Annotated in this window: 7 protein-coding genes; all 7 read left to right on the forward strand. The window is 61.9% G+C overall.

Features of this window, described 5'->3' with window-relative positions:
• Window positions 1–681: 681 nt before the first annotated feature.
• Window positions 682–3,450 carry a DNA gyrase subunit A gene (gene gyrA, locus AAEQ75_RS17250; protein WP_343349880.1) on the forward strand — a complete coding sequence of 923 codons (2,769 nt, stop codon included), beginning with the start codon at window positions 682–684 and terminating at the stop codon, window positions 3,448–3,450.
• Window positions 3,451–3,602: 152 nt separating this feature from the next.
• Entirely contained in the window at window positions 3,603–4,688 is a 1,086-nt protein-coding gene (gene serC / locus AAEQ75_RS17255) for a 3-phosphoserine/phosphohydroxythreonine transaminase (RefSeq protein ID WP_343349882.1), read from the forward strand.
• Window positions 4,688–5,794, forward strand: coding sequence for a prephenate dehydratase (pheA, locus tag AAEQ75_RS17260; protein WP_256834855.1), 1,107 nt, complete (start codon window positions 4,688–4,690; stop codon window positions 5,792–5,794). The genes serC and pheA overlap by 1 nt, the downstream gene beginning before the upstream one ends.
• A 97-nt stretch (window positions 5,795–5,891) precedes the next feature.
• Window positions 5,892–7,001 (forward strand): histidinol-phosphate transaminase, encoded by a 1,110-nt coding sequence (gene hisC / locus AAEQ75_RS17265; RefSeq protein WP_316916181.1) that lies wholly within the window; start codon window positions 5,892–5,894, stop codon window positions 6,999–7,001.
• Window positions 6,998–9,238 carry a bifunctional prephenate dehydrogenase/3-phosphoshikimate 1-carboxyvinyltransferase gene (locus AAEQ75_RS17270; protein ID WP_343349883.1) on the forward strand — a complete coding sequence of 747 codons (2,241 nt, stop codon included), beginning with the start codon at window positions 6,998–7,000 and terminating at the stop codon, window positions 9,236–9,238. Before hisC ends, AAEQ75_RS17270 begins: the two co-directional genes overlap by 4 nt.
• Window positions 9,235–9,900 (forward strand): (d)CMP kinase, encoded by a 666-nt coding sequence (cmk, locus tag AAEQ75_RS17275; protein ID WP_343349884.1) that lies wholly within the window; start codon window positions 9,235–9,237, stop codon window positions 9,898–9,900. The genes AAEQ75_RS17270 and cmk overlap by 4 nt, the downstream gene beginning before the upstream one ends.
• A gap of 149 nt (window positions 9,901–10,049) precedes the next feature.
• Entirely contained in the window at window positions 10,050–11,732 is a 1,683-nt protein-coding gene (gene rpsA / locus AAEQ75_RS17280) for a 30S ribosomal protein S1 (protein WP_074861018.1), read from the forward strand.
• The last annotated feature ends 378 nt before the right edge of the window (window positions 11,733–12,110 follow it).

The raw sequence follows: 12,110 nt of genomic DNA on the forward strand, positions 1-12,110 counted from the left end.
CGTGCAATGGCCGCCATTCGCCGCGGGGCGCGGCTCCTACACAGATTGCGGTGTTCGATGGTGTGGTGTAGGGGGGGCGCCCTCGGGGCGAAGCCTTTGCTTTTCAGCTTTCTTGCGGTTTACCACCTTCGAGGCATGGGCCAGATATCGTGCAATGGCCGCCATTCGCCGCGGGGCGCGGCTCCTACACAGATTGCGGTGTTCGATGGCGTGGTATAGGAGCCCCGCCCTCGGGGCGAAGCCTTGCTTTTCAGCTTTTTTGCGGTTTACCACCTTCGAGGCATGGGCCGGATATCGTGCCATGGCCGCTATTCGCCGCGGGGCGCGGCTCCTACACAGATTGCGGTGTTCGATGGCGTGGTGTAGGAGCCCCGCCCTCGGGGCGAAGCCTTTGCTTTCACTGGTCGTAAGGTAGCTGCTGCAGGTTGGTCGTTTCGCCTGTTTCCGTCTCGTTTGCTCCGCTTCTCCATGAGGGTGCTCGGGGTAGGTGTGCGGCACGCTTTGTGGTAATCTCCGGCAGTTTTCAAGGGCGCTGACTGCAGGCGCCCTCACTGCATCGAATCGTGACATAACTCGTTGATTTGTCGTGAGTCGCTGATGGCCTGAGGCTATCGCGACGTGCTCCATGGCGTTCAGGAAGAATGACGCGGAGTTTCACCAGAAAAAGGAACCAGGCTTCTCATGGGCGAACTGGCCAAAGAAATCCTCCCGGTCAATATCGAAGACGAGCTGAAACAGTCCTACCTCGACTACGCGATGAGCGTGATCGTCGGGCGTGCGCTGCCGGATGCGCGCGATGGCTTGAAGCCGGTCCACCGTCGTGTGCTCTACGCCATGAGCGAGCTGGGCAACGACTGGAACAAGCCCTACAAGAAATCCGCCCGTGTGGTCGGTGACGTAATCGGTAAATACCACCCGCACGGCGACATCGCGGTGTACGACACCATCGTGCGTATGGCGCAGGACTTCTCCCTGCGCTACCTGCTGGTCGACGGTCAGGGCAACTTCGGTTCGGTGGACGGCGACAACGCCGCGGCCATGCGATACACCGAAGTGCGCATGACCAAACTGGCCCACGAGCTGCTGGCCGACCTGGACAAGGAAACCGTCGACTGGGTGCCCAACTACGACGGCACCGAGCAGATCCCTGCTGTCATGCCGACCAAGGTGCCGAACCTGCTGGTCAACGGCTCGTCCGGTATCGCCGTGGGCATGGCCACCAACATCCCGCCGCACAACCTCACCGAGGTGATCGACGGCTGCCTGGCGCTGATGGACAACGCCGAGCTGACCGTCGATGACCTGATGCAGTACATCCCCGGCCCTGATTTCCCCACTGCGGGCATCATCAACGGCCGTGCCGGCATCATCGAGGCCTATCGTACCGGCCGTGGGCGCATCTATATCCGCGCTCGCGTCGAGGTCGAGGACATCGACAAGGTCGGCGGTCGCCAGCAGCTGGTGGTCACCGAGCTGCCGTACCAGCTGAACAAGGCGCGTCTGATCGAGAAGATCGCTGAGCTGGTCAAAGAGAAGAAGATCGAAGGCATCACCGAGCTGCGTGACGAGTCCGACAAGGACGGGATGCGCGTGGTGATCGAACTGCGTCGTGGTGAAGTGCCGGACGTGGTGCTGAACAACCTGTACGCCCAGACCCAGATGCAGAGCGTGTTCGGCATCAACGTCGTGGCGCTGGTCGACGGTCAGCCGAAGATCATGAACCTCAAGGACATGCTTGAGGTGTTCATCCGTCACCGCCGTGAAGTGGTGACCCGCCGTACCGTTTACGAGCTGCGCAAGGCGCGTGAGCGCGGCCACATCCTCGAAGGCCAGGCGGTAGCGCTGTCGAACATCGATCCGGTGATCGAGCTGATCAAGGCCTCGCCGACGCCGGCCGAAGCTAAGGAGCGCCTGATCGCCACTGCCTGGGAATCCAGTGCGGTGGAAGCCATGGTCGAGCGCGCGGGCGCCGACTCCTGCCGCCCGGAAGGGTTGGATGCGCAATACGGTTTACGCGACGGCAAGTACTACCTGTCGCCGGAGCAGGCTCAGGCCATCCTCGAATTGCGCCTGCACCGCCTGACCGGCCTGGAGCACGAGAAGCTGCTGGCCGAGTACCAGGAAATTCTCAACCTGATCGGCGAGCTGATCCGCATCCTGACCAACCCTGAGCGCTTGATGGAAGTCATCCGCGAGGAACTGGAGAAGGTCAAGGCCGAGTTCGGTGATGCCCGTCGTACCGAGATCGTCGCCTCGCGTCTGGATCTGACCATTGCCGATCTGATCACCGAAGAAGAGCGCGTCGTCACCATCTCCCACGGCGGCTACGCCAAGAGCCAGCCGCTGGCGGCCTACGAGGCGCAGCGTCGCGGCGGCAAGGGCAAATCTGCCACTGGCGTGAAGGACGAGGACTACGTCGAACACCTGCTGGTCGCCAACAGCCACGCGACCCTGCTGCTGTTCTCCAGCAAGGGTAAGGTGTACTGGCTGCGTACCTTCGAAATCCCCGAGGCCTCGCGTGCTGCGCGTGGTCGTCCGCTAGTCAACCTGCTGCCGCTGGGCGAGGGCGAGCGCATCACCGCGATGCTGCAGATCGACCTCGAAGCGCTGCAGCAGAGCGCCGGCGCAGACGAAGATCTTGATGACGAAGGCGTAGTGATCGAGGGCGAAGCCACCGAGGTGGTCGAGGCCGAGGAAGTCGAAGAAGTCGAGGGCGAAACCCCTGAACTGGTCGCCGAGCCGACCGGCGCCTTCATCTTCATGGCCACCGCCTTCGGTACCGTGAAGAAGACCCCGCTGGTGCAGTTCAGCCGTCCGCGTAGCGCCGGCCTGATCGCCCTGAAGCTGGAAGAGGGCGATACCCTGATTGCTGCCGCCATCACCGACGGCGCCAAGGAAGTCATGCTGTTCTCCGACGCTGGCAAGGTGCTGCGCTTCGCCGAGAGCAAGGTGCGTACCATGGGTCGTACTGCTCGTGGCGTGCGTGGCATGCGCCTGGCCAAGGATCAGCAACTGATTTCCATGCTGATTCCGGAGTCTGGTGCGCAGATCCTCACCGCCTCTGAGCGGGGCTTCGGCAAGCGTACCGGTCTGGGCAAGTTCCCCCGTCGCGGTCGTGGCGGCCAGGGCGTTATCGCCATGGTTACCAGCGAGCGTAACGGCAAGTTGGTCGGCGCCATCCAGGTGCAGGACGGCGAGGAAATCATGCTGATTTCCGATCAGGGCACCCTGGTGCGTACCCGTGTCGACGAAGTCTCCAGCTCGGGCCGTAACACTCAGGGTGTGACCCTGATCAAGCTGGCCAAGGACGAGACCCTGGTCGGCCTGGAGCGTGTGCAGGAGCCGACTGCGGTGGAAGAGGACGAGCTGGTCGAAGGCGAAGAGGGCGCTGAAGTCGCCGAAAGCGCCGAAGCACCAGTCGCCGACGCCGAGGAAGGCAGCGAGGAGTGAGAGCCTGTGGGAGGGGCTTTAGCCGCGACTGTCGCCGCTAAAGTGCCTCCCGCAGAGCGTAGGGTGGGTTGAGCGCAGCGATACCCATCGGCAAGCAGTGTGGACATGCCATCGCCTGGTGGTGGCGTTCTGTGAATCTGAGAGAGACAGACGTGAGCAAGCGAGCTTTTAACTTCTGCGCCGGCCCGGCCGCGCTGCCGACCGCTGTACTGCAACGCGCCCAGGCCGAGATGCTCGACTGGCAAGGCAAGGGCCTCTCGGTGATGGAGATGAGCCATCGCAGCGACGAGTACGTTGCCATCGCCAGCCAGGCCGAGCAGGACCTGCGCGATCTGCTCGCCGTGCCCAGCGACTACAAGGTGCTGTTCCTGCAGGGCGGCGCCAGCCAGCAGTTCGCCGAGATCCCGCTCAACCTGCTGCCCGAAGACGGCGTGGCCGACTACGTCGAGACCGGCATCTGGTCGAAGAAGGCCATTGAGGAGGCTCGTCGCTACGGCGCCATCAATGTCGCCGCCAGTGCCAAGTCCTACGACTACTTCGCCATTCCCGGGCAGAACGACTGGCAACTGTCGAAGAATGCCGCCTATGTGCATTACTGCAGCAACGAGACCATCGGCGGTCTGCAGTTCGACTGGGTGCCGCAGACCGGCGATATTCCACTGGTGGTGGACATGTCCTCGGACATTCTCTCGCGCCCCATTGACGTCTCGCAGTTCGGTCTGATCTACGCCGGTGCGCAGAAGAACATCGGCCCCAGCGGTCTGGTGGTGGTGATCGTCCGTGAAGACCTGCTCGGTCGCGCTCGTTCCAGCTGCCCGACCATGCTCGACTACAAGATCTCCGCCGATAACGGCTCGATGTACAACACCCCGGCGACCTATTCCTGGTACCTCTCCGGCCTGGTCTTCCAGTGGCTGAAGGAGCAGGGCGGCGTCGAGGCCATGGAGCGTATCAACCGCGCCAAGAAGGACCTGCTGTACAAGGCCATCGACGATAGCGATTTCTACAGCAACCCCATCGCCCACAACGCCCGTTCCTGGATGAACGTGCCGTTCCGCCTGGCCGACGAAAAGCTGGACAAGGCCTTCCTTGCTGGTGCCGATGAGCGCGGCCTGCTTAACCTGAAAGGGCATCGCTCGGTCGGTGGCATGCGCGCCTCCATCTACAACGCCGTAGGTATGGATGCGGTCGAGGCGTTGGTGGCCTACATGGCCGAGTTCGAGAAGGAGCACGCCTAATGACGGATGTAATCTCGGAGCAGGAACTGCAAGCGCTGCGCGTACGCATCGACAACCTCGACGAGCGCATTCTCGAACTGATCAGCGATCGCGCGCGTTGCGCCGAAGAAGTCGCCCGCGTGAAGATGAAGGAGCTGAAGGAAGGCGAATCGCCGGTCTTCTATCGTCCTGAACGCGAGGCTCAGGTGCTCAAGCGCGTGATGGCGCGCAACCAGGGCCCGCTCGGTAACGAGGAAATGGCGCGGCTGTTCCGCGAGATCATGTCCTCCTGCCTGGCGTTGGAAAATCCGCTGAAAGTCGCCTACCTCGGCCCTGAAGGTACCTTCAGTCAGGCCGCAGCGATGAAGCACTTCGGTCATGCGGTGATCAGCGTGCCGATGGCGGCCATTGACGAGGTGTTTCGCGAAGTGGCTGCCGGTGCGGTCAACTTCGGCGTGGTGCCGGTGGAGAACTCCACCGAAGGCGCGATCAACCACACCCTCGATAGCTTCCTCGAGCACGACATGGTCATCTGTGGCGAGGTGGAGCTGCGTATTCACCACCATCTGCTGGTGGGCGAGACCACTCAGACCGACAAGATCACCCGCATCTATTCCCACGCCCAGTCGCTGGCGCAGTGCCGCAAGTGGCTCGATGCGCACTACCCGAACGTCGAGCGCGTGGCGGTTTCCAGCAACGCTGACGCGGCCAAGCGAGTGAAGAGCGAGTGGAACAGTGCGGCGATTGCCGGCGACATGGCGGCCAACCTGTATGGCCTGACCAAACTGGCGGAAAAGATCGAGGATCGCCCGGACAACTCCACGCGTTTCCTTATCATCGGCAGTCAGGAAGTGCCGCCGACCGGTGATGACAAGACCTCGATCATCGTCTCGATGCGCAACAAGCCGGGTGCGCTGCACGAGCTGCTGGTGCCGTTCCATAACAACGGTATCGACCTGACTCGCATCGAGACCCGCCCGTCGCGCAGCGGCAAGTGGACCTACGTGTTCTTCATCGATTTCGTCGGTCACCATCGCGATCCATTGGTCAAGGGTGTGCTGGAGAAGCTCGCTCAGGAAGCGGTGGCGCTGAAGGTGCTGGGTTCTTATCCGAAGGCGGTACTGTAAACCGCGTCCCTGTAGGAGCGGCTTTAGCCGCGATGTTCGCGATTGAAGTTGCTCCTGCGAAGCCTGTGGCGCTCGGTCGAGACAATGAGGTTTTGTAATGAGTTGCGATTTTCTGACCCTGGCCCAGCCAGGGGTGCAAAAGCTGTCTCCGTACGTACCCGGCAAGCCGGTCGATGAGCTGGCCCGTGAGCTGGGTCTCGACCCGGCCGGTATCGTCAAGCTGGCCAGCAACGAAAACCCGCTCGGGCCCAGCACCAAAGTGCTGGCAGCGATTCGCGCCGAACTGGACGAGCTGACCCGCTACCCGGATGGCAATGGCTTCACCCTCAAGACTGCGCTGGCTGCCCGTTACGGTGTCGACGCTGCGCAGGTGACGCTGGGTAATGGCTCCAACGATATCCTTGAGCTGGTTGCTCGCGCCTACCTGGCGCCTGGCCTCAACGCCGTGTTCAGTGACTACGCTTTCGCGGTTTACCCCATTGCCACTCAGGCAGTTGGCGCACAGGGCAAGATCGTACCGGCCAAGGATTACGGCCATGATTTGCAGGCGATGCTTGCTGCCATCGACGACAACACCCGCGTTGTCTTCATCGCCAACCCCAACAACCCGACCGGTACCTGGTTTGGCCCGGACGCGCTGGAAACCTTCCTGGCCAAGGTGCCGGAGTCGGTGCTGGTGGTGCTGGACGAAGCCTATATCGAATACGCCGAAGGCGACGAGTTGCCGGACGGCCTTGATTACCTGGCGCGCTACCCGAACCTGCTGGTCTCGCGCACCTTCTCCAAGGCCTATGGCCTGGCCTCGCTGCGTGTCGGCTATGCCATCAGCTCGCCGGCCATTGCTGATGTGCTCAACCGCGTGCGTCAGCCGTTCAACGTCAACAGCCTTGCGCTGGCTGCTGCCTGTGCGGCGCTGAGTGATGCCGACTACCTCGCTGAAAGCCGTCGCCTCAACGATGCCGGCATGCAGCAGCTGGAAGAGGGTTTGCGGGCTCTGGGGCTGAGTTGGATTGCCTCCAAGGCCAACTTCATCGCCGTCGATTTTGGTCGCGACACCGCTGCGATCAACCAGGCGCTGCTACGTGAAGGGGTGATCGTGCGGCCGATGGCCGGTTACCGGATGCCGAATTTCCTGCGTGTCTCCATCGGCCTGCCGCAAGAGAACGCACGCTTCCTCGAGGCCTTGGCCAAGGTACTGTCGGCGTGACTGTCACTGCAGTGCAATCCAATGCGCCTAAGATCGGCCGCCTGGTGGTGGTCGGCCTCGGCTTGATCGGTGGCTCCTTCGCCAAGGGGTTGCGTGAGCGCGGTCTGTGCAGGGAAGTGGTGGGGGTCGATCTGGATGCCGAATCGCGTCGTCTGGCGGTACAGCTGGGCGTTGTCGATCGTTGCGAGAGCGACCTTGCTGCCGCCTGTCAGGGGGCTGATGTCATCCAGCTGGCAGTGCCTATCCTGGCCATGGAGAAGGTGCTTGCTCAGCTGGCCGCGCTGGATCTCGGCAATGCCGTGCTGACCGACGTCGGTAGCGCCAAGGGTAATGTCGTGCGCGCGGCGCGTCTGGCATTCTCCGGCAAGGCTGTGCGTCTGGTGCCCGGCCATCCCATTGCGGGCTCCGAGCAGAGCGGGGTGGAGGCGGCCAACGCCGAGCTGTTCCGTCGCCACAAGGTCATCCTGACGCCCTGCGAGTACAGCGATGAGGCGGCTCTGGCGCTGGTCGAAGGATTGTGGCGCGAGCTGGGGGCGGATGTCGAGGCGATGGAGGTCGAGCATCACGACCAGGTGCTTGCCGCCACCAGCCATCTGCCGCACCTGCTGGCCTTTACCCTGGTCGACTCGCTGGCCAAGCGCAGCGAGAACCTGGAAATTTTCCGCTATGCCGCTGGCGGTTTCCGCGATTTCACGCGGATCGCCGGCAGTGATCCGGTGATGTGGCACGATATCTTCCTCGCCAACCGCGAGGCCGTGCTGCGCACATTGGATACGTTTCGCGACGACCTCGACGCCTTGCGCGATGCGGTCGACGCTGGGGATGGGCATCAACTGCTGGGCGTGTTCACCCGCGCCCGCGTGGCCCGCGAACATTTCAGCAAAATTCTGGCCCGCAGGGCCTATGTGGACGCTATGCACTCGACTGATCTGATTTTCCTGGCAAAACCCGGTAGCAGCCTGTCCGGACGTATCCGCGTCCCCGGTGACAAATCCATTTCTCACCGTTCGATCATGCTGGGCTCGCTGGCTGAAGGCACCACCGAGGTAGAAGGCTTCCTCGAGGGTGAGGATGCCCTGGCCACGTTGCAGGCCTTTCGCGACATGGGCGTGGTCATCGAAGGCCCGCACCACGGCCGCGTGACCATCCATGGCGTCGGCCTGCATGGTCTGAAAGCGCCGGCCGGCCCGCTGTACATGGGTAACTCCGGCACCTCCATGCGCCTGCTCTCCGGCTTGCTGGCCGCGCAGCCGTTCGACACTACGCTGACCGGTGATGCGTCGCTGTCCAAGCGCCCGATGAACCGCGTGGCCAAGCCGCTGCGTGAAATGGGCGCGGTCATCGAGACCGGTCCGGAAGGTCGTCCGCCGCTGACCATCAAAGGTGGTCAGCGCCTGACCGGCATGGCCTACGACATGCCGATGGCCAGTGCTCAGGTTAAATCCTGCCTGCTGCTGGCCGGCTTGTACGCCGCTGGTAGCACCTCGGTGACCGAGCCGGCGCCGACCCGTGATCACACCGAGCGCATGCTGCGCGGCTTCGGCTACCCGGTCAGCGTCGAGGGCAGTACCGCCAGTGTCGAGGCCGGCCACAAGCTGACCGCCACGCGCATCGAAGTACCGGCAGATATTTCCTCGGCGGCGTTCTTCCTGGTCGCTGCCAGCATCGCCGAAGGCTCCGAGCTGGTGCTGGAGCACGTCGGCATCAACCCGACCCGTACCGGTGTGATCGACATTCTCAAACTGATGGGCGGCGACATCACCCTGGAAAACCAGCGTGAAGTCGGTGGCGAGCCGGTAGCTGACATTCGCGTGCGAGCGGCCAAGCTCAAAGGCATCGACATTCCGGAGGACCTGGTGCCGCTGGCCATCGATGAATTCCCGGTGCTGTTCGTTGCCGCCGCCTGTGCCGAAGGCCGTACCGTGCTGCGCGGCGCCGAAGAGCTGCGGGTGAAAGAGTCTGATCGTATCCAGGTCATGGCTGACGGCCTGATCGCGCTGGGTGTGAAGGCCGAGCCGACCCCCGATGGCATCATCATCGAAGGCGGTAGCATCGGCGGTGGCGAGGTCTGGGCGCATGGCGACCACCGTATTGCCATGTCCTTCAGCGTCGCCTCGCTGCGCGCTACTGCGCCGATCCGCATTCATGACTGTGCCAACGTCGCCACGTCCTTCCCCAACTTCCTGGCCTTGTCGGCTGAAGTCGGCATCAACGTGGCTGTAGAGGGCAAGGCATGAATGCCCCGGTAATCACCGTCGATGGGCCGAGCGGGTCGGGCAAGGGCACGCTGTGCACCTTGCTGGCCAAGCAGCTGGGCTGGAACCTGCTTGACTCCGGTGCGCTCTATCGCCTGCTGGCCTTCGCTGCCGGCAACCACGGTATCGATCTGACCAACGAAGAGTCGCTCAAGCAGCTGGCCGCACATCTGGATGTGCAGTTCATCGATAAGCGCATCATCCTCGAAGGCGAGGAGGTAACCGACGCCATCCGCAACGAACAGATCGGCGCCGGTGCTTCCATGGTCGCTTCGCTGCCGGCTGTACGGGAAGCGCTGCTGCAGCGTCAGCGTGCCTTTCGCGAAATGCCCGGCCTGGTGGCCGATGGTCGCGACATGGGCACCGTGGTATTCGCCGACGCACCGCTGAAGATCTTTCTCACCGCCAGCGCCGAGGAACGTGCGCGCCGCCGCTACTTGCAGTTGAAGGCCAAAGGCGATGATGTTAATCTCGCGAGTCTTCTCGACGAGATACGGGCGCGCGACGAGCGCGATACCCAGCGCGCGGTGGCTCCGCTCAAGCCGGCAGCCGACGCAATAGTGCTGGATTCAACCGAACTGTCCATCGAGCAGGTGCTTGAACGAATTCTGAGCGAGGTCGCCGATCGCGATCTCGCCGGGTAAGGACTTTCGGTTGCTCTAAATCGAACAGTCCGCAAGGAGGCATGCGGGAGACCAGTCCTAGTCCCGTAGGCCTCTTTTCACATGAACGAACCCACATTGTCTGGAGTGTGGTTTGGGCGAATCCCCGCCCTTGATCAACAGGAATCAACATGAGCGAAAGCTTTGCAGAACTATTTGAAGAAAGCCTGAAATCCCTCGACATGCAGCCGGGCGCCATCATCACCGGTATCGTGGTCGACATCGACGGTGACTGGGTTACCGTTCACGCCGGCCTGAAGTCCGAGGGCGTCATCCCGCTCGACCAGTTCTTCAACGAACAAGGCGAGCTGACCATCAAGGTCGGTGACGAAGTCCACGTTGCGCTGGACGCGGTTGAAGATGGCTTCGGTGAAACCAAGCTGTCCCGCGAGAAAGCCAAGCGCGCTGAGTCCTGGCTGGTTCTGGAAGCTGCGTTCAACGCTGAAGAAGTGGTCAAGGGCGTTATCAACGGTAAGGTCAAAGGCGGCTTCACCGTTGACGTCAACGGCATCCGCGCGTTCCTGCCGGGTTCCCTGGTTGACGTCCGTCCGGTGCGTGATACCACTCACCTGGAAGGCAAAGAGCTGGAATTCAAGGTCATCAAACTGGACCAGAAGCGCAACAACGTTGTCGTTTCCCGTCGCAGCGTCCTGGAAGCCGAGAACAGCGCCGAGCGCGAAGCTCTGCTGGAATCCCTGCAGGAAGGCCAGCAAGTCAAAGGTATCGTCAAGAACCTCACCGACTACGGTGCGTTCGTTGACCTGGGCGGCGTAGATGGCCTGCTGCACATCACCGACATGGCTTGGAAGCGCATCAAGCACCCGTCCGAGATCGTCAACGTTGGCGACGAGATCGACGTCAAGGTTCTGAAGTACGATCGCGAGCGTAACCGCGTATCCCTGGGCCTGAAGCAACTGGGCGAAGACCCATGGGTTGCCATCAAGGCTCGTTACCCGGAAAACACCCGCGTCATGGCGCGCGTCACCAACCTCACCGACTACGGCTGCTTCGCTGAGCTGGAAGAAGGCGTTGAAGGTCTGGTGCACGTTTCCGAAATGGACTGGACCAACAAGAACATCCACCCGTCGAAGGTCGTCAACGTCGGCGACGAAGTGGAAGTCATGGTTCTGGACATCGACGAAGAGCGTCGTCGTATCTCCCTGGGTATCAAGCAGTGCAAGACCAACCCGTGGGAAGACTTCTCCGGTCAGTTCAACAAGGGTGACAAGATCTCCGGCACCATCAAGTCGATCACCGATTTCGGTATCTTCATTGGTCTGGACGGCGGCATCGACGGCCTGGTTCACCTGTCCGACATCTCCTGGAACGAAGCCGGCGAAGAAGCCGTGCGTCGCTTCAAGAAGGGCGACGAGCTGGAAACCGTCATCCTGTCGGTTGACCCGGAGCGTGAGCGCATCTCCCTGGGCATCAAGCAGCTGGAAGACGATCCGTTCAGCAACTACGTCTCCATCAACGACAAGGGCACCATCGTCCGTGGCGTTGTGAAAGAAGTAGACGCCAAGGGCGCCATCATCGACCTGGGCAACGAGATCGAAGCGACTCTGAAAGCCTCCGAAATCAGCCGTGACCGCGTTGAAGACGCGCGCAACGTCCTGAAAGAAGGCGACGAAGTAGAAGCCAAGATCATCAGCGTCGACCGCAAGTCCCGCGTCATCAGCCTGTCCGTCAAGTCGAAAGACGTTGAAGACGAGAAGGACGCGATGAAGGAACTGCGTAACAAGCAAGACGTTGAAAGCACCGGCCCGACCACCATTGGTGATCTGCTCCGTGCTCAAATGGAAAAACAGAACTAAGTTCGGTTAATCCATTCAGGAAAAGGGCGACCCTCGGGTCGCCCTTTTTCGTTCATGCATCCCAAAACGACGCTGCCCTGTAGGGGCGCGTCCTGCGGCGAATAGCGGCCATCCAGCAATACCGATCCCATACCCAAAAGCTTCGCCCCGAGGCGGGGCTCCAACACCAATCCACCAAACAACGCGCCACTTGTAGGAGCCGCGCCCCGCAGCGAATGGTGGCCATCCCGCAATACCGAGCCCATACCCAAAAGCTTCGCCCCGAGGCGGGGCTCCTACGCGAATACGCCAGTCGACGCTCCCTCTGTAGGAGCTGCGCCCCGCAGCGAATGGCAGCCATCCAGCAATACCGAACCAATACCTAAAAGCTTCGCCCAG

Source organism: Pseudomonas sediminis, from assembly GCF_039555755.1.
GTDB lineage: Bacteria > Pseudomonadota > Gammaproteobacteria > Pseudomonadales > Pseudomonadaceae > Aquipseudomonas > Aquipseudomonas mendocina_D.

What these genes read in the sequence shown, in the direction of transcription:
- pheA (WP_256834855.1), top strand. Translation starts at nt 4,688, where the DNA reads ATGACGGATGTAATCTCGGAGCAGGAACTGCAAGCGCTGCGCGTACGC.
- hisC (WP_316916181.1), top strand. Translation starts at nt 5,892, where the DNA reads ATGAGTTGCGATTTTCTGACCCTGGCCCAGCCAGGGGTGCAAAAGCTG.
- rpsA (WP_074861018.1), top strand. Translation starts at nt 10,050, where the DNA reads ATGAGCGAAAGCTTTGCAGAACTATTTGAAGAAAGCCTGAAATCCCTC.
- cmk (WP_343349884.1), top strand. Translation starts at nt 9,235, where the DNA reads ATGAATGCCCCGGTAATCACCGTCGATGGGCCGAGCGGGTCGGGCAAG.
- gyrA (WP_343349880.1), top strand. Translation starts at nt 682, where the DNA reads ATGGGCGAACTGGCCAAAGAAATCCTCCCGGTCAATATCGAAGACGAG.